Genomic DNA, 21585 nt, shown 5'->3' with positions numbered 1-21585 from the left:
CTCTGCTCTTAGAGGTATAGACCAATAGGGCAAACGCGACAACACCCGATCGGACTACGACGGCGTACCGGTCACCGGTTCACTCGCCGCGTAGCACCGCTTTCAGCGCGTCGAGAACGCTCGCGTCTTCGATCGTCGAAGGCACGTGTTCGTCGCGGCCGTCGGCGATACCCCGCATGGTCTTGCGCAGGATCTTGCCGGATCGCGTCTTCGGCAGCGCGTCCACAATGGACACGTCACGGAAGGCGGCGACCGGGCCGATGTCGCGCCGCACCAGCGCGACCAGTTCCGATTTGAGCGTTTCAGCGTCGGCCTCGACGCCTGACTTCAGCACTACGAAGCCGCGCGGCAGCTGCCCCTTGAGCTGGTCACGGACCCCGATCACCGCGCATTCGGCGACGGCGGGATGGGAAGCCAGCACTGCCTCCATCGAACCGGTCGAAAGCCGGTGGCCCGCGACGTTGATGACGTCGTCGGTGCGGCCCATGACGAACAGGTAGCCGTCTTCGTCGACGTACCCGGAGTCACCCGTCAGGTAGTAGCCGTCGTACCGCGAAAGATACGCCTCTCGATACCGCTCGTCGTCCTCCCAGAGCGTCGGCAGCGAACCCGGCGGCAGGGGCAGCTTGATGGCGATCGCGCCTTCCTGCCCCGCCGACAGCGGTTCGCCCGACTGGTCCAGGATCCGCACGTCCCAGCCCGGCACCGGTTTCGTCGCGGAACCGGGTTTGACCGGCATCGGCTCCAGTCCGCGCGGATTCGCCGCGATCGGCCAGCCGGTCTCGGTCTGCCACCAGTGGTCGATCACCGGAACGCCGAGCTTCTCGCGCGCCCAGTGATAGGTCTCCGGATCGAGTCGTTCCCCCGCCATGAACAACGTCTCGAAGTGGCTGACGTCGTATTTCTTCACTTCGTTCGCGTCCGGATCGACCTTCTTGATCGCGCGCAACGCCGTCGGCGCGGTGAACAGCGCCTTCACTCCGTGGTCGGCGATGACCCGCCAGAACGCGCCCGCGTCCGGGGTCCCGATTGGTTTGCCCTCGTACATCAGCGTCGTCGCGCCGATGAGCAGTGGCGCGTACACGATGTAGGAATGGCCGACCACCCAGCCGACGTCGGACGCCGTCCACCACACGTCGCCGGGATGGACGTCGTAGATCGCGCCCATCGACCAGGCCAGCGCCACCGCGTGGCCGCCGGTGTCGCGCACGACGCCTTTCGGCTTCCCGGTGGTGCCGGAGGTGTACAGGATGTAGAGCGGCTCGGTGGCGGCGACCGGTACCGGATCGGCCGGGGACGCCTTCGCGACCAGTTCGTCCCAGTCGGCGTCGCGTTCGCCGAGTTCGGCGCGGGAGCGTTCTCGCTGCAGCACGACGACCTTGTCCGGCTGGTGCGCCGTTCCCGCGAGCGCCTCGTCGATGATCGGCTTGTACTCGACGACCCGCGTCGGTTCGATCCCGCACGAAGCCGCCACGATCACCTTGGGCTTCGCGTCCTCGATCCGCGCCGCCAGTTCCTTGGGCGCGAAGCCGCCGAACACCACCGAGTGCACCGCGCCGAGCCGGGCACAGGCGAGCATCGCGATCGCGGCTTCGGGCACCATCGGCAGGTAGATGATGACGCGATCACCCTTGCCGACGCCGAGCGAGGCGAGCGCGCCGGCGAACCGGGCGACGTCGGCCAGCAATTCCGCGTAGGTGAACCGGCGGACCGAATCGGTGACCGGGGAATCCCAGATCAGCGCGAGCTGCTCGCCGCGGCCGTCCCGCACGTGCCGGTCGAGCGCGTTGAACGCCGTGTTGAGCTCCCCGTCCGGGAACCAGCGGTAGAAGGGCGCTTTCGACGCGTCGAGGGCCTGCGTCGGCGGGCGGGTCCAGTCGATCGCCCGTGCGGCTTCGAGCCAGAAACCCTCCGGGTCTTCGAGGCTCCGCTGGTAGGACTCGGCGTACATCGAATGCTCCTTCGCGCTCGGGTACGGACCCCATCATGGACTTTCGACCGCGCCAATGCCTGGTGGTAACGGCGTGGAGACGCCCGCGGCAACCCGGCAACCCTGTAAGTGCCTAGAGCGTCCTAAGCTGAACTAGGGAAAAACCGGCCGGAAACGGCCTTGACTGGCGAGGGGAGCAGGGTCCATGGGACTAGCGAGCGCGCTGCTCTCGTTCGCGCACGGCCTGTTCGGACCGGGCATCTGGCCCGGGGACTGGGTGTGGGCGACGAGCACCGCGGGAGCGCTGGTCGCGCTGCTGCCCGCACTGGGGGCGATGGTCGTCGCGATCATCCGCAAAGGCACCGGCAACCGCTACGACGTGGTGACCCTGTCCATTTTCGGCGGGATCGGCGTGGTCGCCGTCTTCCTGCTGCCGTGGCTGCTGGCGACCGGGGTTTCGCAGACCTATCAGGAGGCGGCCTCGTCGGAGGCGGGCGGTGCGTCCGGTTTCTCCAGTAGCGACCTGTCGACGTTCAGCACCGACTACAGCCCGCTGATCGGCAAGCAGAGCGAGTACCTCGGCCGCGGCCAGAACGTCTACGAGGTCCTGTTCTATCCGAGCGGCATGCAGTTGGGCTACGTCTTCTACCTGATCCTGCTGGTCGGGCTCCCGGCGCTGGCGCTGCTGTTCGTGATGCTGCAGGCACGCACCGCGTTCCGTCGCGGCCCGAAGTGGCCTTCGCGGTTCTTCTGGATCCCGTTCGTGCTGATGGTGCTGGCGAGCGTCGGCATGGGCGCGAACACCGCCGTGCACTTCTGGCTCGGGTTCCTGCCGTTCAGCGTGCTGGGCCTGATTCCCGTGGCGCTGGTCGGCCCGCCTGCCTGGTCGGTCATCAACCGGCCGGATCCGCAGCCCCGGCCCAAGGTCGAGCCGTACCGCCCGGAGCCGCCCGCCCCGAAGCCGCAGCAGCAGTTGCCGCCCCCGCCGCCTGCCAAGCAGTACCCGGCGACGGCACTGGCGCAGGCGCCCGAACCGCCGGCACTGGCCGCGATGCCGGGACCGGTCCCGGCGCCCCCGGGATCCCGTAACTCCGGCGGCAGCCGCTACAAGCGCGTCCGACGGCTTGGTCACGGTGGCTTCGGCACCGTCTGGGAAGCGATCGACACCCAGCTCAACCGCACCGTCGCGCTGAAGATCGCGCACGCGCCGGACCGCGACACCGAGGAGCGGATGCAGCGCGAGGCCCGAGCGCTGGCCGTCGTGAACCACCCCAACTGTGTCCGTGTGTACGACCTCGTCGAAGAGCCCGACGGGCTCGCGCTGGTGATGGAATACCTCGAAGGCAAGTCGCTGGCCGAGATCGTCGACTCGCAAGGCCCGCTCGACGACATCGCCGCCGGACGGCTCTGGTCGACCATGGCGGGCGCGCTCGCCGCGGCGCACGAGAAAGGTGTGCTGCACCGCGACCTCAAGCCGTCGAACATCATCCTCGACCGCAACGGCCTCGCCCATCTCATCGACTTCGGCATCGCCCGCAGCCAGGGCGACTCGAAGATGACCGCGACCGGGATGATGATCGGCACGCCGGACTTCGTCGCCCCCGAGCAGGCGATGGGTTCCCCGGCGAGCCCGGCGTCGGACGCCTGGCAGCTCGCGGCGACGGTCAGCTACGCGCTGTCCGGCCAGCCGCCGCGCGGCACGCGCGAGACCCCGATGGCCGCGCTGATGGCCGCCGCCCGCGCCGAACCGGTGTCGAAGCTGCCGAACCGCAGCGCGCACGCCCGGATCCTCATCGCGTCGCTGGACCAAGAGCCCCGCCGCCGTCCGACGCTGGCCGCCGTGCGGCGCGACGTCGAAGGCTGGCTGGCCCGGGCGGGCAAGTCGCCGGACGGCCCGGTGACGCAGATCGTTCCGCGCCGCCCGCCGCAACCGCAACACCAGCCGCAGCCCCAGCGCCACCCGCGCTGACCCGCGCTGACCTGCGAAAAGAGAGCAAGGGACCTTTGCTAGCGTTAGTTAGTGTACTAACGAACGCCAGCAAAGGTCCCTTGCTCTCTCACTTGATGATGACCCAGGTCCCCCCGCGCCAGCCCATGGTGAAGATCTTGGGGTCGCCGTCCATGATCGTCGCCTTCGGCGCGATCGCCTCGGGCGGGACGGTGACCTGGTCGGGCCCCTGGCTCTTCACCTTCGTCCGGTCGACCCGGGTGACTTTCAGGTTCTTCAAATCCGCGGGCGTGAACATCTCGAACTGGAACGGGGTAAGGCTGCGGCACTCCTTCATCCCGCCGTCGAACGCCGGCGCGGTGATGCGGCAAACGGTGTCGAGGTCCTTGGCGCCCAACGCGTGGTGATATTCCTCCATCACGGTCGCGGCCCCTTCCAGGGTGTGGGCCACCGCGCCGCCGGTGGCGGGTTTGGTGATCGTCGCGGCCGTCGCCGAAGGAACTGTTGCGCTGGGACTCGTAGTCGACGTAGGCGCGCTCGAGCTGCTGCCCGGCGCCACCGAAGTGCTCGGAATGGCCGAAGCCTGCGGTGCCGCCGTGCCCGGCGTCTGCTCTTCGCAGCCCGCGATCAAGAACAGCGCCGCGGCCGCGCAAGTCATTCCGAGCGGTCGGATCGTCATGGTGCCCCCTGTCGAACTGCTGCTGACCAGGGGAGAGTAACAACTAATGCCCAAGTGTCACATCTGAATCGGGAAATCAGCCGTCACCGTTGATCAGGGCGAGCATCGACACCGACAAGACGAGCTGGGCGGATACGCAGGTCCGGCTCATCGCTTCCTTCTTCTTGCCGATGAAGTCGACCTGCACCACCTGGCCGTTGGGGAGCTGCGCACTCACGGCACAGGTCTCCTCGGTCTGTTCGTACCTGGCCTTCAGCGTGCCGAATTTCCCGTTCCGCACTTCCGCGCCCTGTTTCGGCGGCACGGCTTCGAGGCCGCCGGTGCCGGTGGTGTACATCCCGACGACCTTCGCGTAGGCGACTTCGTGGGTACAGGTCGGTCCGGTCGGGCTCTCGCCCTTCTGTGCGCCTTCGCGGCCCCCGTTGACGCCCGCGTAATTCGCGTGAGTGAACTTCACGACCTCACAGGGGTCGGCGTCCCGCAATGCCTCCGGCGGCGGCTCCTGGACCGTGCTCGGCACCGGCTTGCCGCCCGCGAGCGGGACGAACTTCTTCAACACCACTTCGGCGACCTTCTTCGCCAGTTCACAGTGCTCGGCGCGGGTCCCTCCTTCGTCGCTGTTGACGTCATAGGCGTCGACGGCGATCGAGGCGTAGGCGCGAACGTCCATGTTGACCGAGCAGAAGGTCGCCGGTTCCGGGTCGAAGGCATAGGTCCGGCCCTTGATCCCGGCGATCTCCACCGGTTCCATCACCGGGGAGTCCTGCGTGATCCAGCTGTACGGACTGTAGGCGTGCACCTGCGCGCCCTTGTTGTCCGGGAATACGAACTGGCAGCCGCTGAGCACGCCCTTGGTGCTGATCAGGCCGAGCGGTTGCAGATCGGGTTTGATCGAATCCAGCCAATCGCAGCCTTCTTCGCCCTGTTTGGACGGCAGGGCCAGCGGCTGATCGAGCACCTGGTCGCTGAAACCCGATCCGTCGGCGGGCGGCTTGTACTTCGGATACTTCGCTTCGCTCGCGCCCGGTGCCGAACCTTCGGGGAAGGCCTTGCCGTCGACGGCGCTGGAGCATCCGGTGAGCAGGAGAGCGATGGCCACGAAATACGGCCAACGAGACATGGTGACCCCCAGTAGTCCTCAATTCGGACGGGAGTCTAAGACGGTTTCAGCGGTCTCGCTGGGTCTTGGGTCAACCGATGGTGGTCATTTCCAGGACGGAAGCCACAACTCGGCGTTCCAGTGCTCGTTCGTGATCGCGTTGCCGTTGAGGATCGGCCACAACCAGGCGAAGTTGGCCACGACGAGACCCACGTAGAGCGCGACGACGAGCATGCCGGTGCCCCGCCGTTCGAACCCGCGTTTCGCGCCGCCGAGGATCTGGCCGAGGACCAACGTCAACCCGAGTACCAGGAACGGCGCCAGCGGCGTCGCGTAGAAGAAGTACATCTGGCGGTCGAGGTTGGTGAACCAGGGCAGGAACCCGGCGAAGTAGCCGACGAGCACGGCGGCGTAGCGCCAGTCCGCGCGGAAGAACGACCGCCACAGGCTCCAGCCCAGCATCGGCAGCGCGAGCCACCACATCGCCGGTGTCCCGATCAGCATCGTCGCCCGCACGCAGGTCGACTCGCCACAGCCGGTCGCGTCGGTGCCGCCCTCGTATGCGTAGAGCATCGGCCGCAAGCCCATCGGCCACGTCCACGGCTTCGATTCCCACGGATGCGGTTTGTCCTTGGGCGTGACCAGGTTCGCGTGGAAGTCGAGGACGTTCATCGAGTAGTCGCCGAGCGACCGCAGGGCCGGTGGCATCCATGCCCAGAAGCCGGGATCGATGTCCTTGATCGCCACGTAGTTGCGGTCGGTCGCGGTCTCGCTCGCGAACCAGGCCCAATAGCAGGCGAGATACACCAGGATCGGGATGACGACGATCGCCCACAGCGCCGGAAGCACGTCCCGGCGCAGCGTGCCGACCCACGGCCGCTGCACGCCGGCGGCGCGACGCGCGGCGACGTCGAAAAAGACGGTGAGCAGCCCGAACGCGGCGATGTAGTACAGCGCCGACCACTTGACACCGAAGGTCAGCCCGATCATCAGGCCGCCGGCGAACCGCCACCACCGGAATCCCAGCTTCGGGCCGAACCGCGACTCGTCGATCCAGCCTTCGGCCACGGCCACGGCCAGCCGTTGCCGCACCTGGTCGCGATCGCACAGCACGCAGGCGAACGCGGCGAGCACGAACACGGCGATGAAGATGTCGAGCATGCCCATCCGCGACTGCAGGTGCAGTACGCCGTCGCTGATGATCAGGATCCCGGCGACCGCGCCGAGCAAGGTCGAGCGGGTGAGCCGCCGGGCGATCCGGATGGTGAGGAACACGATCAGCGTGCCGGCCAGCGCAGGCATGATCCGCCAGCCCCAGGCGTTGTAGCCGAACACCCCTTCGCCGATCGCGATGAGGTGCTTGGCCAACGGAGGGTGCACGATCAGTTCGTAGCCGTAGTTGTCTTCGTAACCGCCGTTGCGCAGCATCTGCCACGCCTGCGGGACGTAGTGCTTCTCGTCGAAGACGGGGGTGCCCTTGTCCGTGGGCGTGCCCAGGTTCTGGATCCGGACGATGCCGCCGATGAGCGTCAGCACCAGCGTGACGATCCAGCCGCGCAGGCGGTCCGTCGGCATGCCACGGCCGAGGAGGGTGGCCTCCCGGTCGCTCGATGGTCGGAGCGCGTCGACCGGATCCGGCCGCATGCTCTCGTCGTCACGGGTCAGCAGCGCGGTCACGGGGCATGATCCTACGGGCGGAAGAGTGAACTCGGTGTCCGGATCCGTGAACCGGTTAACCTTCGGGAATGACCGAAGGACGCCTCGTGCTGGCAGCCACCCCGCTCGGAGACGTCCGCGACGCTTCGCCACGCCTGTCCGAGGCCCTCGCGACGGCCGACGTGATCGCCGCCGAGGACACCCGCCGCCTGCGCACCCTCACCGCCGCTCTCGACGTTTCCCCGGTCGGACGCGTGGTCAGCTTCTACGAGGACGTCGAGACCGCACGTCTGCCGAAACTCCTCGAATCGCTCCGGTCGGGCGAAACGGTGGTGCTGGTGACCGACGCCGGGATGCCGAGCGTCTCGGACCCCGGGTTCCGCCTGGTCGCGGCGTGTGTCGAGGCGGAAGTGCCGGTGACCTGTCTCCCCGGCCCGTCCGCGGTGACGACGGCGCTCGCGCTGTCCGGCCTGCCGTGTGACCGTTTCTGTTTCGAAGGATTCGCCCCGCGCAAGCCCGGCGAACGCGCGAAATGGCTCGGTTCGCTGAGGGACGAGCCCCGCACGGCCGTGTTCTTCGAGTCGCCGCACCGCCTGGCGAGCACGCTCTCCGATGCCGCTGGAGTCCTGGGCCCCGATCGCCGCGCCGCCGTCTGCCGCGAGCTGACCAAAACGTATGAAGAGGTCAAACGAGGCACCCTCCCGGAACTGGCCGCGTGGGCCGCCGACGGGGTCAAGGGCGAGATCACCGTCGTTCTCGCGGGCGCGCCGCCGCGTGCGGTGAGCGTCGCGGATCTGGTTTCGGAAGTTTCGTCGCGGGTCGCGGCGGGCGAACGCCTCAAATCCGCCGCAGCCGAGGTCGCCGAAGCGACGGGAGTGTCGAAGAAGGAGCTTTACGACGCTGTCCTCGCGTCGCGGAAGTAAGGGTTCAGGTCAGCAAGGCCGACGCGGCCGCATACGCCTTCGCGGCATCGGGCTCGGCGCCGGTGATGACGTCGGTGTAGATGAAGGACTCGCTGATCCGCACGAGCAGGTAGGCCAGGTCCTCCACCGGCAGCGGCGGGGTCAGCCGCCCGGCTGTGACCTCTTCGTCGAGGAACTCGCGCATCTTCGCGATCGCCCGGCTCTGCACCACGCTGGCCTTCGTCGTCAGGATCCGCAGTGCCCGCTCGGGCTCGTTGCGCAGGAACTCACGGAACGGCTTCGAGTCGTTCACGGTACGGACGAACGTGCCGATGAGCTCCGCGATCCCCGCCGCGCCGCGGCCGAGCTTGCCGGAAGCCCGCGCTTCGAACACCTCCACGGTCATCGACCACAGGATCTCGCCGAGCAGCTGATCCCGGCCGCCTACCCAGCGGTGCAGGGTGGCCCGGCTGATCCCCAGTTCGCCCGCGAGATCACCCATGTCGACGCGGCGGCCCTCCAGGAACCAGGCACGCGCGATCGTGAACGCGCGCACGGCGTCCGGGCGCGGCGAGGTCAGCTGGCGTTCGAGTGCGGTTTCGATGAGTGAAACATATCACGCGATGTCTCAAGGATGAGACATATGCAAGAATGTCTCATCTCGACGAGGAGGATGCGGATGCGTGCAGTACAGGTGACCGAATTCGGCGGACCCGAGGTGCTCGACCTCGTCGACCTGCCCGATCCCGTCCCCGGCCCAGGTCAGCTGGTCATCGAGGTCGACCGGATCGGCGTCAACTACGCCGATACGCACCAGGCCGAAAACTCCTATCTCGCGCCGAGCAAGCTCCCGCTCGTGCCCGGCGGCGAGGTCGTCGGCCGCACCACCGACGGCAAACGTGTCGTCGCGCTGCTCAACGGCGGTGGCGGCTACGCCGAGCGCGCGGTGGCGGACGAGGCCACCACCTTCGGCGTGCCCGACGGCGTCGACGACCTGACCGCGCTGTCCTTCATCGTCCAGGGCACCACCGCCGCGATCCTGCTGCGCAAGAACGCCCACCTCGAGCCCGGCGAATCCGTCGTCGTGCACGCGGCGGCGGGCGGGGTCGGCTCCATCGCCGTCCAGCTCGCGAAGGCATGGGGAGCGAGCCGCGTCATCGCGACCGCCAGCAGTGACGAGAAGCGGGCCCTCGCCCTCGAGCTCGGCGCCGATGTCGCCATCGATTCGCGCGCCGAGAACATGACCGACGCACTTCGTGAGGCGAATGGCGGCAAACGCGTCGACGTCGTTCTCGACATGACCGGCGGCGCTGTAACCGACCAGAGCATCGCGGCGCTCGCGCCCTTCGGCCGCCTCGCGTTCTACGGAATGGCCAGCCGGCAGCAACCCAAGCCGATCGAGGCCCGCAACCTCCTCGGGCACAGCACCACCGTGTCCGGGATGTGGCTGCCGCACGTCTTCAAACTTCCCGGAAACGTCTTCGGTCGCGCGCTCGACGACCTCTTCTCGCTGGCGCTCGCCGGTCAGATCCGCGCTGTCGCCGGCGGTGAGTACGCGCTGTCGGACGCACGTGCCGCCCATGAGGCCCTGCGTTCGCGCGGCACCTCCGGCAAGCTCCTGCTGGACCCCACCAAGTAGGTCAGCCGAGCAGCCGCTCCAGCGGAGCGGATTTGTGCAGGCATTCCTGCCATTCCGCTTCGCTGCCGGAGTCGGCGGTGATCCCGCCGCCGACTCCCAGCGCGATCATGCCGTCGTGGATTTCGAAGGTTCTGATCGCGACGTTCAGCTCCAGGCCGGCGACCGGCGACGCGAGCCCGATCGCGCCCGTGTAGACACCACGCGCCGTGGGTTCCAGTTCGGCGATCAGCTCCAGCGCCCGGATCTTCGGGGCTCCGGTCACCGAACCCGGCGGGAACGTCGCCGCGAGCAAATCCGCGTCGTCGACCCCGTCGGCGAGCAATCCCTCCACAGAGGACTCAAGATGCCAGACTCCCGGAGCGGGGCGGACCTTGAGCAGTTCCGGGACGCGAACGCTGCCGGTGGCGCACACGCGGCCGAGGTCGTTGCGGACGAGGTCGGTGATCATCACGTTCTCGGCGACGTCCTTGGTGGATTCCCGCAGCAGCCGCGCGAAGTGCTCGTCGGCCGCGTCCCGCCGAGGGAGAGTCCCCTTGATCGGCGTCGACCGGACCCGCTGCCCATGTCTGGCAAGGAAAAGCTCAGGGGAGAACGAGACGATCGAGCCCCAATCGCCGTCGAGGAACGCCGACCGCCGGGCCCGCAGACGGCGCACACCTTCGGCGAACAACGCGATCGGAGCACCCGTGAATCCCCCGGTGAAGCGAGCACAGATGTTCGCTTGGAACAGCTCACCCGCCTCGATGGCGTGCACACACGCCTTGACCGCGTCGTAGTGCTCCGAGGGAAGCGGACGCGACAACGGACCGGACTTCCAGGTTGTCTCGTCGAACTGCCCTGCCAGCGACGATTCCATCGCGGATACCTCGTCGGCCGGGTCCGGATCGCCGTCGGGAAGCAGCGCCTCGAACCACCACGAACCGTGCTCGTCCAGGCGCAGCACCCGGTCGACCCAGCCCCAGGCGGCCGGCGGAAGGTCGCCCGAACGCCCGGAAGGATCAGTCAGGTCGTAACCCAGGTAACCGAACCAGCCGCCGCCGACGGCGCCGGGCACCGCGTCACGAATCAGAGGCAGCCGGGTGGGAATCGCGAACGCTTCGGCCACATCCCGGACAGGAGAGAGGGAAACGCTCGGTGCGATGACCGCGCGTGAGGAGAACCAGTCTCCGCAAAGCGCCGCAGGCGGTGCGAGTCCGAGCGCCTCGGCCCGTACGCCGAGGGCCGTCAGCGCCCGTTCGGGCGTGACGTCCGTCCGCAGCTTCCGGCACATCAACCGCACGCGACATTGTCGCCGTCCGAGCGGGCGAAAAGGCAACCCGCGTCCGTCGGAAAGTGACGTCCGCGACCACGCGAGCCGACGTCGGTCACTTTGGGCGCACCCGCGGTCACTGGCGGATCGCTACAGGAGGACGTCCCCGAGCTTGAAGGGGTAGACCACGGTGTCTTGGGCGATCGGCCCGGTCACCCCCGGCAAGCCAGTGCCGAAGCCATGCTGGTGCAGGCCCAGCCGGGAGTGGAACCATCCCGGCCGTCCCGGGATCTCGTTGTGCCTGACCAGCCACAACACCACTTCGCTGTCCGCCCATTTGTCCGGATGCAGACGGTTCGTCCAGCAGTCGAGCCCGGCGTACACCAGGACGCGCTCGACGCGTGCCGCCTGCCTGACGTGTTTGATCCACGCCTTGACGAAACGGTCGTCGACGCTGGGCGCCTCCACTTCGAGCGCCGGCGCGAGCGAACCGGGCGCGAAGGCGCCGAGCGCGCTGGCCGTCCGCACGAAATGGTCGGCCTGATCGTGGACGGCACCGGGACGCGCGTAGTGCCGTGCGCCGGTGTGGATACCGGCGTGCTGCGCACCGGCCAGATTGCGTTCCGCGGCGACGTCCCGCCAGTTGGTGTTCTCGCTGACGGTGACCGAGGCGAACCGGATGTCGGCGCCACGCACCGCCGCCCAGTCCGTCACCGTCTCACGATGGGACAGGGTGACGCCGTGCTCACCTTCCGGATCGATCAAAGTCACCTGCCTCGAATTTCACCCCAGTACGCCGGAAAGGTCACCTTACGTCCGAGGAGCGGACATAAGGTGACCTTTCGGTACAGCGTGTCTCAGGCGTTTTCGCGTTGGAACGTTCGTGAGCCCCACCAGATGGCCAGCACCGCCATCACCAGCACCACGACACTGCCGGTGAACAGCGCGTCCATCGAGAAGTCGCCGCGGAAACTGTTCCGCTCCACATCGACCACATGCCGGAACGGATTGATGCGGGAAATCGTGTACAGCCACGCCGGCGCCGATCCCGCGGTGATCGGGATCAGGATTCCGGAAAGCAGCAGCAACGGCATGAGAACCGCGTTGAGCAAAGCGGGGAAAGCGTCCTCGCTCTTGAGCGTCAGCGCCAGCGCGTAGGAGCACGACGCCAGCGTGACCGCCAAGAGGAAGACGATCACCAGGCTGAGCACGACACCAGCGAACGGCGCGTTCAGGTCGAAGACCAGATACGCCAGCGCGATGATGACCAAAGCCTGGACGATGGTCTGCAGCGCGTTGGCGAGCACTTTGCCCAGCAACAGCGCCACCCGGCTCACCGGCGTCACACGCATCCGCTCGACCACGCCCGAGCGGTATTCCGCGAGGAGGCCGAACCCGACGAACGAACTGCCGAACAGCGCGAGCTGCGCGATGATCGCCGGGGTGAAGATCATCCAGCCGTCCACATCGGACAGCCCTTGCGCGTTGAGCGCCTTCACCAGAAGCGGCCCGAAAAAGAAGAGATAAAGCAGTGGCTGCATGATGCCGATCGCGAGCCACGTCGGGTTGCGCAACGCCGCGAGCATGTCCCGGCGGAAGATCAACCAAGTGTCATGCAACATGCGTGGACTCCTTCGCCGGAGCGTCGTCGACCGGCGCGCCTTCCTCGGCGTCACGCAGGCTTCGTCCCGTCAAGGTCAGGAAGACGTCATCGAGCGTCGGCCGGTGCACCTGCATGGACGTCATCGTGATCGCACGCGCGTCCAGAGCCCGCAGCAGTTCGGGCATCGCGGTGTCCCCGCGAGGCACCCGGAACCGCACCGTGCCGTCGGTGACGGTCATTTCGTGGGCCCCTTCGAGCCTGCCCGCGATCTCCGCGGTCTCCGCCGCCGATTCCGGTGGAACCCCGATGACGACGCTGTCGCCCGAGACCCTCGCTTTCAGCGCATCCGGCGTGCCTTCGGCGACGATCTTCCCGTCGTCGATGACGATCAGCCGGTCGGAGAGCGCGTCGGCCTCGTCGAGGTAGTGCGTGGTCAGGAAGACCGTGACGCCCTGTTCGTCGCGCAGTCTGCGGATGTGGTCCCACAGGTTCGCGCGGCTCTGCGGATCGAGCCCCGTCGACGGCTCGTCGAGGAAGACGAGGCCAGGCGAGTGGATCAGCCCGAGCGCGATGTCGAGGCGACGGCGCTGCCCGCCCGACAGGGTCGCGGTCGTCCGCTGGTCGAGCCCGGCCAGGTCCAGCTGTTCGGCGAGGACGGCCCCACGCGCGAGCGCGTCCGCCTTGCTCATCCGGTACAGCCTGCCCTGGAATTCGATCTCCTCGACGACTTTGCTGGCCGGCGCGGTGCCGCCGCCCTGTGCGACGTAGCCGATTCGACGACGTACCCCCAGCGGGTCGGTGAGCAGGTCACAGCCCCCCACGGTCGCTTCGCCCGCCGTGGGCTTGAGCAACGTGGTCAGCATGCGCAGGGTCGTGGTTTTACCGGCGCCGTTCGGTCCGAGGAAGCCGACCAGTTCCCCGGCCGACACGTCGAGATCGACGCCCTTGACGGCGTGGACCTCGCCCCCATTGCGGCCCTTGCGGCGGAACCGCCGCTCGAGGCCGCGTGCCTTGATCATGACTACTCCTTTCCGAGTCCAACTAATCAAACTTGACTAGTTGCCGGGCGCACTGTGCCCTAGGAGTCGCTCCATAGTCAAATTTGATTACTTGGGCGGCGCGCCGAACACCGCTTCACCGTCGCCTTCGCCCGCCATGACGTACTCGCCCGCTTCAAGCCGGCTGATCAGATCTTTCATCCAGGTCACGTTCGCCTCGGCGTGGACGCTCCACAGGCGGTACAGCTCGCTGACGTGTGCCGGCTTCCCCAGGTCGGTCGCGTGCTCACGGGCGTAGTGGGTCGACTTCGCGTGCGCTTCCATATTCGCCAGCTGCTGTTTCAACAGGGCCAGCACCTGCGATCGCGGCAGGCTCGGCATGAACGTGACCGCCGCCGACAGCGAGTACCCGGTCGCGTCATCGCTCGACAACGCCCTGCCGAGTTGCACGAGGAACTCGGTCTCGCCGTCGTCGGTCAGCCTGTACGCGGTCCGGTCAGGCCCGCCGCCGGCCTCGATGTCCTCGACCTGTTCCAGGAGGCCTTCGGTGGTCATCTTCTTCAGCGCGTGATAGATCGAACCAGGCTGGACATTGCCCCACTTGTCGGCAGCCCACGAGAGAAGCTCGCGCCGGACCTGATAGCCGTGTGCCTTCCCGTACATGCGCACGACACCCAGCACCAGCAGACGCGTGGCGGACACCGAGGCCTCCGATCCTCTCCCGGACAACAATGCCTTAGACGACGTCCGTAGGCTAAACAAGCATGAGCACCCCAGTGTTGACTGCGGTGGCCTGGCCCTACGCCAACGGCCCCCGCCACATCGGCCACGTGTCCGGATTCGGCGTCCCGTCCGACGTCTTCTCCCGCTACCAGCGAATGGCCGGCAACCGGGTGCTCATGGTGTCCGGTACCGACGAACACGGCACCCCGATCACCGTCCAGGCCGACAAGGAAGGCCTGACCTCCCAGCAGACGGCGGACAAGTACACCCGTCAGATCGGCCAGGACCTGCAGGGGCTCGGCCTCACCTACGACCTGTTCACCCGTACCACCACCGGCAACCACGCCGAGGTCACGCAGCAGATCTTCCTCGCGCTGCACCGCAACGGTTACGTGGTCCCCAAGACCGCCCGCGGCGCGATCAGCCCCTCGACCGGCCGCACTTTGCCCGACCGGTACATCGAGGGCACGTGTCCGATCTGCGGCTACGACGGCGCGCGCGGCGACCAGTGCGACAACTGCGGTAACCAGCTCGACGCCGCCGAGTTGATCAACCCGAAGTCCCGCATCAACGGTGAAACGCCGAAGTTCGTCGAGACCGAGCACTACTTCCTCGACTTGACCGCGTTCGTCGACACCTTGGGCAAGTGGCTGTCCAGCAAGACCGACTGGCGCCCGAACGTCCTCAACTTCACCAAGAACCTGATCGACGACATGCGGCCGCGGCCGATCACCCGCGATCTCGACTGGGGCGTGAAGATCCCGCTGGAAGGCTGGCGCGACCAGCCGCTCAAGCGGTTCTACGTCTGGTTCGACGCGGTCATCGGTTACTTCTCGGCGAGCATCGAGTGGGCGCGCCGATCCGGCAACCCGGACGCCTGGCAGGAATGGTGGAGCAACCCGGACGCCCGCGCCTATTACTTCATGGGCAAGGACAACATCACCTTCCACGCCCAGATCTGGCCGGCGCTGCTGTTCGGTCACAACGGCGAGGGCGACCGAGGCGGAGAGCCCGGTAAGTACGGCAAGCTGCACCTGCCGGACGAGATCGTCTCCAGCGAGTTCCTCACCATGAGCGGCTCGAAGTTCTCGACTTCGCGCGGCACGGTCATCTACGTCCACGACTTCCTGCGCGACTTCGGCCCGGACACCCTGCGCTACTTCATCTCGGTCGCGGGCCCGGAGACGCAGGACACCGACTTCACCTGGGACGAATTCGTCCGCCGGACCAACTTCGAGCTGGCCAACGAATGGGGCAACCTCGTCAACCGGTCCATTTCGATGGCGCACAAGAACGTCGGCGCCATTCCGCGTCCGGACGCTCCCATGGCCGCGGACGAGGAACTCAAGACACTCTCCCGCAAGGCATTCGACACCGCCGGTGCCCACCTGCAGCGGTCCAGGTTCAAAGCGGCGGCGAGCGAGGCCATGCGCGTCGTCACCGCCGCGAACCGCTACCTCTCGGACCAGGAGCCCTGGAAGCTCAAGGACGACCCGGCTCGCCGCGACAGCGTCCTGCACACCGCTCTGCAGGTCGTTTCGGACGCCAACACACTGCTGACCCCCTTCCTGCCCCACTCGGCTCAGAAGGTGCACGAGGCACTCGGCGGTTCCGGAGTCTGGGCCGCCCAGCCCGAACTGCAGGAGGTCGAGGACCTCGACATCCCCGGCCGGATCAACCCCATCCTGACCGGGGACTACAAGACCGAGCAGGCGCGCTGGAAGTCCGTGCCGATCGAGGTCGGCAAGCCGCTCGAAAAGCCGACCCCGTTGTTCGCCAAGCTGGACCCGGAGCTGGGCGAGACCGGCCCCGAATGGGCGCCGATCTCGAAATGATCAGCTGATGGGCGCAGAGAAGAAGGAGTTGCCACCGATCCCGGACAGGCTGCCGGTTTCGGTGGTGGACGCGCACACCCACCTCGACGCGTGCGGCGCGGTCACCGCGGCGGATGTCACCGCCATGGTCGACCGCGCCGAACGCGCCGGTGTCTCGCGGGTGATCACCGTCGCGGACGATCTCGCGGCCGCTCGCTGGGCCGCGCAGGCGTCCACTTGGGACTCTCGGGTCTGGGCCGCCGTCGCGATCCATCCCACGCGCACCAAGGATTTCGGTGAGGCCGAGAAATCCGAAGTGGAGAGTCTCGCGAAGGAGTCCAGAGTGGTCGCGGTCGGCGAGACCGGCCTCGACTACTACTGGGACTACTCGCCCCACGATGCGCAGCAGGACGCCTTCCGGTGGCACATCGATCTCGCGAAGCGGATCGGCAAGCCGCTGATGATCCATGATCGAGACGCTCACGACGACGTCCTCCGGATCCTCGAGGAAGAGGAAGCGCCCGAGCAGGTCGTCTTCCACTGCTTCTCCGGGGACGAACACATCGCTCGCCGCTGCATCGACGCGGGATATGTGCTCTCGTTCGCCGGCACGGTCAGCTTTCGCAACGCCCGCGGACTCCATGAGGCGGCACGAATCGTTCCGGCGGGCCAGTACCTCGTCGAGACGGACGCGCCGTTCCTGACCCCTCATCCGTTCCGTGGGCGACCTAACGAGCCCTACTGCGCCGCCTACACCGTTCGTCACCTCGCCTCGTTCAGGGGCGAGGCGGTGCACGAGGTGGCCGAATCGGTGCGGGTTACCGCTGAACGGGTCTTCCGTTTGCCCACAGTCACCCCCAGTTGAACGGATTGCGACATTAGTGATCACCGATGGGCCACTCTGATGAGTGACCAACGTCACGACACTCCGGGCGGTGTTTGCGCAACCCGGCGAGGTTCGTTACTGTCCCGTGATCGTGCCGGTCGGTGCTCGCTCATGCGGTCTCCGGCTGTACGCCCTCAGTCACGTCAGTGCACGTCGGGGAAGCGGAACCAGGAGAGGTACGGCCTGGAACCGTGACGATGGCGCTGGCTGCGGGTGTCGGACTTCTATGAGGTGTGCCGAAGCGCGCATCGAGACGAAGGACGTTGTGGAGCGGTTGTCGAGTTCCTTGACGTCTTGGGAAAGGGAACGACCCAGTGACTGGTAGCAGTAGGCAGGATGCCTCGCGCCTCGGCGCAGAGACGAACACCTTCGCTTCCGCCGGTTCGGTTGCCGTGCTCGACCGCGATACCCACTACGGCGAGCTGGACTACTCCGACGATCCGCGCATCACGCACCAGGACGTCCTGGCCGCGCTCGGCCCCGACGCCGATGCCCTGATGGCCGAGATCGACGTCGATGTCGACGAGCTGATTCGCCTCATCAGCGCCGAGACCACCATGCTCCCGCCGATCGTCATTCCGGACGAGGTGGCCGAGGACCGCACCGCGGGCGCGCCGATGAGGGCCGCGACCAAGGACGAGGTCATCTCGAACTCGACCCGTGTGTGGAAGAAGCGTTTCCTCAAGGGAACCGTCATGGCGGTGCTGCTCACCCTCGGTGGTGGCGGCGCGGCCGCGTTGGCGATGAACAAGAGCGTCACGCTCGACATCGACGGCCAGCAGCGCACTGTTCACAGCTTCGGCGACACGGTCGGCGAGGTCCTCGAAGACGCCGGCCTCTCCGTCGGTGCGCACGACTCGCTCTCGCCCTCACCTCAGGCCGAGGTCGGCGACGGCGGCGTCATCAAGCTGGAGCGCGGCCGCAAGCTGAACCTGGTCGTCGACGGCGTAGCGCAGGAATCCTGGGTTCGCGCGACCAACCTCGGTGAGGCCCTGAACCAGCTCGGCCGTGCCGATCTCGCGAAGGCCGGTACCTGGACCTCGATGCCGCAGAACGGCGAACTCCCCCTCGAGGGCGCCACTGTCGAGGTCAAAACCCTCAAGAACGTCACCCTCTACGACGGTGCGAACGAACCCCGCAAGGTCCAGACCAACTCGGTCACCACCAAGGAATTCCTTGGCGAGCTGCGGATGACCCTCGGCCCGGACGACGAGGCCGTCGGCGGCCTCGACGTCAAGCTGGTCGACGGCGCCGAGGTCCACGTCAGCCGGACCGGCGTCACCATGGTCAAGCAGAACGAGGAAATCGCGCCGCCCGAGCAGAAGGTCGACGACCCGGAGCTCGAAAAGGGCAAGACCAAGGTCGAAGACCCGGGCACCCCTGGCCAGAAGACCGTGACCTACAAGGTCACCCAGCGCAACGGCAAAGAGGTCGGCCGCGAGAAGGTCTCCGAAGAGGTCATCACCGAGGCCAAGCCCAAGATCGTCAAGGTCGGTACGAAGAAGCCCGCGGACCCGGTCATCGGTGACGCCGGCGCCTGGGACCGCATCGCGCAGTGCGAGTCGACCGGCAACTGGTCCGCCAACACCGGCAACGGCTACTACGGTGGCCTGCAGTTCAACAAGAGCACCTGGGACGCTTACGGTGGCGATGAGTACGCCGCGTACCCGCATCAGGCCAGCAAGGCCCAGCAGATCGCTGTCGCCGAGAAGGTCCGCGACGACCGTGGCGGTTACGGCGCTTGGCCGCACTGCGGCAAGAAGGCCTGACGCCAGATCACTCTCCTTTCCTGAAGGCCATCGTGTGGATTCCTCCCGCAGGGTGGCCTTCAGGCCGTTTTTCGCCGTTGAGAGTGCGTAGCGTTTTCGTCGGGGATTTGCCCAACCGATCGGTCAAGCGTCAGCGATGGGGATTCGGCGCCAGGTCTTGGTCTCGACAGCCGGAACCACCAGCGCGGTGGGCGTATGTGGGTCACGTCGCGAGCCTTGTCCGACCGCACGCTGTCGCTGTCGCTGTGCGCACTTTGGTGGCCCTGTTCCGGTGGCTGGGCGGTAGCGGAGCTGTTCGCTGGTTTCTCACCCGGCTCCGCGGTCTCAGGCTGCTCGGTGATCCGCTCTGATTCATGCCGAGGCAAAGGGACCTCCGGGCCGCTCTCCGCGAGATCGACGATCTCTGCGAAAGCGTCGCCGCGTCTTTCCGCCGGCGTACGGCTGTCGGCTTGCCCGTCCGGGGCCGGTTTCGCCAACGGCACGAGAAGCGCGTTCAGGCGAGCGCCCGTCTCTGCGTCGAGGTTGCCCCGCATGTCCCAGCGACCGGTGCGTTTCTGACGCAACCAGAACTCGCTTCGCGGAGTTCTCGGGGTCGGGTCGTGGGTGTCGTTGCCGTCAGGATCGAGGCGCGTGAGCAGGTCCGTTCCGGCAATCGTGACGTCGCGTGGTCTTACGACGCTGGCGAGGTCGACCAGGACTTTTTCGGCGTCGAGCCGGGCACTCGCGGCGACGTGCTCTGGCAACCTCTTCATCACCGTGACAATTCGGTCGATGCCGGCATCGGCCAGTACGCCGGTGGCGGCTGCGGCTCCGGTCATCGGCGCGACGGGTGGAGTCGTGGTCCCGTCGCGCGTCCGTCTCGAGTTGAGGGCCAGCGCTCGACCGGTCACCTTGTTCGCCTCGGCTCGGGAAACCCGGGCCACATGCTCGTAGAAGACGGCGATCGAGTTGTACCCGTAGAGGTCTCGGACACCGCGGGATTCGATCTCGGCCAGGATCTGGCCGACTTCGGCGAAAAGGCGTCGCCCTTCGCGCAGTCGTGTCTGCAACTCGTGGAGAAGCAGCTCGGGGTCACCTTCCGGCAGATTCAGCGGGAAGGTCTTGGAAGTGTTTGTGCTGGTCATCCCTCGATTGTCGAGCCAAATTCGAACTAGTGCACGGTATCGATCGGGTAGATGTTGATCACGCTCCGGCGGGCCGAACTTGCGCCCATCACTCCGACGAATGACTTAGGTCGCGTGGAAGACGCCCAAGGATGATGCGGGCGAGTTGAGGGGGAGCGGAGCCGGACGCCGTTGATGCGCCCCGGCCAGACTTTCTCGCCTTCGAGTGCGACGTCGTCCACCGGCCAATCGCGGCCCGCCGGGGCTGGCTACGATCGTCAGGTGACTGAACTGCTCGGGCCTGCGGAGATCAGGGCGTTGGCGGCCGAGCTGGACGTACGTCCGACCAAGAAGCTCGGCCAGAATTTCGTGCACGATCCGAACACCGTGCGCCGTATCGTCGACCTTTCGGGAGTCGGCGAAGACGACGTCGTGCTGGAAGTCGGACCGGGGCTCGGCTCGTTGACGCTCGGTCTGCTCGCGACCGGCGCCAAGGTCGTCGCGGTCGAGATCGATCCCGTCCTGGCCGGGCGGTTGCCGGACACGGTGGCCGGGCGAGGTGGGGCCGAAAGACTGACGGTCGTCGGGGCGGACGCTCTGCGGATCAAAGCGGAGGACCTGCCTGAACGGCCCACGGCGCTTGTCGCGAATCTCCCGTACAACGTCGCCGTTCCCGTCGTTCTTCACCTACTCGCCGAGCTGCCGTCGCTGACCAGTGGTCTCGTGATGGTCCAGACCGAGGTCGCGGACCGGATGGCCGCCGGGCCGGGAAGCCGGACTTACGGCGTGCCCAGTGTCAAGCTGGCGTGGTACGGGAAGGCGCGCAAAGTCGCCGCGGTGCCCCGGTCGGTGTTCTGGCCGGTGCCGAATGTGGATTCCGCATTGGTCGCCTTCGAACGTGGCGACTTGGTGTGGTCCGTGGACAGGCAGCGGCTGTTCGCGGTCGTCGACGCCGCCTTCTCGCAGCGGCGAAAGACTTTGCGCGCGGCGTTGGCGTCATGGGCCGGTTCCGCCGAACGCGCGGGGGAGTTGCTCGAGAAGGCGGGTGTCGACCCCAAAGCCCGTGGCGAGCAGTTGGATGTTCATCAATTCGCTCGGATCGCCGCTGCGGCCGAGTGACCAGCGGGTGGTCATGACGGGCGCCGCCCAGATGCCAGCCGAGGTCGGCACGACGGCATAAACCTTCTTCTCGATCTGCGCTGCCCTAGCCTGTCTTAGCAGGCAGAGACCTTGACGTAGATCTGGAATCGCTGCCGCTGTCTCATAGTATGGACAGTCAATCCTGTAGTATGGACGCGACCAGACGTGTGATCTGCGCCTACGCGCTTGCTTTCATCCAGTGGGATCGGTTTTACTCAGTGGGCCATCCCGAGCGACTGAGAGACCTGGCTCGCCGAAGTCGCAGCAACCACCCTCCACAGGGCAGGTGCTACCGCCAGGACCGATGGAGGCTGTGCCTAATGAACAGGGTCACCCACCCGCTCCTGCTGACCAGGCGACGTGTCGTCGATGAAGGTCGCCGCACGGTAAGTGCGTGTCGACGCTCCACCGTTACTGCCTGAGTCTTTCCCTTACCTCTGAAATCCG

At 66.9% G+C, this 21585-nt stretch carries 19 protein-coding genes and 1 riboswitch; of the genes, 8 read left to right on the top strand and 11 right to left on the bottom strand.

Annotation, left to right across the window (positions count from 1 at the left end):
- Window positions 1–79: 79 nt before the first annotated feature.
- Window positions 80–1951, bottom strand: coding sequence for a propionyl-CoA synthetase (locus ACZ54P_RS17405; RefSeq protein WP_465462539.1), 1872 nt, complete (start codon window positions 1949–1951; stop codon window positions 80–82).
- A 184-nt stretch (window positions 1952–2135) separates the two neighbouring features.
- On the opposite strand from ACZ54P_RS17405, the gene ACZ54P_RS17400 reads away from it, so the two are divergent.
- Entirely contained in the window at window positions 2136–3899 is a 1764-nt protein-coding gene (locus ACZ54P_RS17400) for a protein kinase domain-containing protein (protein WP_465462538.1), read from the top strand.
- 88 nt (window positions 3900–3987) lie between these two features.
- Here the strand turns inward: ACZ54P_RS17400 and ACZ54P_RS17395 are convergent, their stop codons facing one another.
- Window positions 3988–4329: a hypothetical protein gene (locus ACZ54P_RS17395; protein ID WP_465462537.1), complete on the bottom strand. Its 342-nt coding sequence runs from the start codon at window positions 4327–4329 to the stop codon at window positions 3988–3990.
- A gap of 10 nt (window positions 4330–4339) precedes the next feature.
- On the opposite strand from ACZ54P_RS17395, the gene ACZ54P_RS17390 reads away from it, so the two are divergent.
- Window positions 4340–4597: a hypothetical protein gene (locus ACZ54P_RS17390; protein WP_465462536.1), complete on the top strand. Its 258-nt coding sequence runs from the start codon at window positions 4340–4342 to the stop codon at window positions 4595–4597.
- Window positions 4598–4633: 36 nt separating this feature from the next.
- Here the strand turns inward: ACZ54P_RS17390 and ACZ54P_RS17385 are convergent, their stop codons facing one another.
- Window positions 4634–5677, bottom strand: a complete 1044-nt coding sequence (locus tag ACZ54P_RS17385) for a DUF3558 family protein (protein ID WP_465462535.1) — start codon at window positions 5675–5677, stop codon at window positions 4634–4636.
- 84 nt (window positions 5678–5761) lie between these two features.
- A complete protein-coding gene (locus ACZ54P_RS17380) occupies window positions 5762–7333 on the bottom strand; it encodes a dolichyl-phosphate-mannose--protein mannosyltransferase (protein ID WP_465462534.1) in 1572 nt (523 codons plus the stop codon).
- A 68-nt stretch (window positions 7334–7401) separates the two neighbouring features.
- Here ACZ54P_RS17380 and rsmI point away from each other — a divergent pair, with 68 nt between their 5' ends.
- Window positions 7402–8235 (top strand): 16S rRNA (cytidine(1402)-2'-O)-methyltransferase, encoded by an 834-nt coding sequence (gene rsmI, locus ACZ54P_RS17375; RefSeq protein ID WP_465462533.1) that lies wholly within the window; start codon window positions 7402–7404, stop codon window positions 8233–8235.
- Window positions 8236–8239: 4 nt separating this feature from the next.
- On the opposite strand, the gene ACZ54P_RS17370 is transcribed toward rsmI, so the two are convergent.
- Window positions 8240–8770, bottom strand: coding sequence for a QsdR family transcriptional regulator (locus ACZ54P_RS17370; protein ID WP_465462532.1), 531 nt, complete (start codon window positions 8768–8770; stop codon window positions 8240–8242).
- A gap of 123 nt (window positions 8771–8893) precedes the next feature.
- Here ACZ54P_RS17370 and ACZ54P_RS17365 point away from each other — a divergent pair, with 123 nt between their 5' ends.
- Window positions 8894–9853, top strand: coding sequence for a quinone oxidoreductase family protein (locus ACZ54P_RS17365; protein ID WP_465462531.1), 960 nt, complete (start codon window positions 8894–8896; stop codon window positions 9851–9853).
- 1 nt (window position 9854) lies between these two features.
- Here the strand turns inward: ACZ54P_RS17365 and ACZ54P_RS17360 are convergent, their stop codons facing one another.
- The 5 genes from ACZ54P_RS17360 to ACZ54P_RS17340 form a co-directional block, all read right to left on the bottom strand.
- Window positions 9855–11132, bottom strand: a complete 1278-nt coding sequence (locus ACZ54P_RS17360; RefSeq protein WP_465462530.1) for an aminodeoxychorismate synthase component I — start codon at window positions 11130–11132, stop codon at window positions 9855–9857.
- Window positions 11133–11252: 120 nt separating this feature from the next.
- On the bottom strand, window positions 11253–11867 hold the full coding sequence (locus tag ACZ54P_RS17355; RefSeq protein WP_465462628.1) for a glycoside hydrolase family 25 protein: 615 nt from the start codon (window positions 11865–11867) through the stop codon (window positions 11253–11255).
- 92 nt (window positions 11868–11959) lie between these two features.
- The gene (locus tag ACZ54P_RS17350) at window positions 11960–12724 is read right to left on the bottom strand and encodes an ABC transporter permease (protein ID WP_465462529.1); all 765 of its coding nucleotides are present in this window, start codon (window positions 12722–12724) and stop codon (window positions 11960–11962) included.
- Entirely contained in the window at window positions 12714–13724 is a 1011-nt protein-coding gene (locus ACZ54P_RS17345; protein ID WP_465462528.1) for an ATP-binding cassette domain-containing protein, read from the bottom strand. Before ACZ54P_RS17345 ends, ACZ54P_RS17350 begins: the two co-directional genes overlap by 11 nt.
- A gap of 87 nt (window positions 13725–13811) precedes the next feature.
- Window positions 13812–14405: a PadR family transcriptional regulator gene (locus tag ACZ54P_RS17340; RefSeq protein ID WP_465462527.1), complete on the bottom strand. Its 594-nt coding sequence runs from the start codon at window positions 14403–14405 to the stop codon at window positions 13812–13814.
- Window positions 14406–14467: 62 nt separating this feature from the next.
- On the opposite strand from ACZ54P_RS17340, the gene metG reads away from it, so the two are divergent.
- From metG to ACZ54P_RS17325, 3 genes are all read left to right on the top strand, one after another.
- Complete coding sequence (gene metG / locus ACZ54P_RS17335; RefSeq protein WP_465462526.1) at window positions 14468–16261, top strand: methionine--tRNA ligase; 1794 nt, start codon at window positions 14468–14470, stop codon at window positions 16259–16261.
- Between the two features lie 7 nt (window positions 16262–16268).
- Window positions 16269–17105: a TatD family hydrolase gene (locus ACZ54P_RS17330; protein ID WP_465462525.1), complete on the top strand. Its 837-nt coding sequence runs from the start codon at window positions 16269–16271 to the stop codon at window positions 17103–17105.
- A gap of 413 nt (window positions 17106–17518) precedes the next feature.
- Complete coding sequence (locus ACZ54P_RS17325; RefSeq protein ID WP_465462627.1) at window positions 17519–18895, top strand: transglycosylase family protein; 1377 nt, start codon at window positions 17519–17521, stop codon at window positions 18893–18895.
- A 59-nt stretch (window positions 18896–18954) separates the two neighbouring features.
- On the opposite strand, the gene ACZ54P_RS17320 is transcribed toward ACZ54P_RS17325, so the two are convergent.
- Window positions 18955–20019, bottom strand: a complete 1065-nt coding sequence (locus ACZ54P_RS17320) for a DUF222 domain-containing protein (protein ID WP_465462524.1) — start codon at window positions 20017–20019, stop codon at window positions 18955–18957.
- Window positions 20020–20280: 261 nt separating this feature from the next.
- Here ACZ54P_RS17320 and rsmA point away from each other — a divergent pair, with 261 nt between their 5' ends.
- Window positions 20281–21117: a 16S rRNA (adenine(1518)-N(6)/adenine(1519)-N(6))-dimethyltransferase RsmA gene (gene rsmA / locus ACZ54P_RS17315; protein WP_465462523.1), complete on the top strand. Its 837-nt coding sequence runs from the start codon at window positions 20281–20283 to the stop codon at window positions 21115–21117.
- Between the two features lie 241 nt (window positions 21118–21358).
- Window positions 21359–21449, top strand: a riboswitch (SAM riboswitch).
- The last annotated feature ends 136 nt before the right edge of the window (window positions 21450–21585 follow it).

Source organism: Amycolatopsis sp. NPDC034160, from assembly GCF_055575355.1.
Note: the sequence above shows the minus strand (reverse complement) of the source record. Positions and strands in the feature narration are given on the sequence as shown.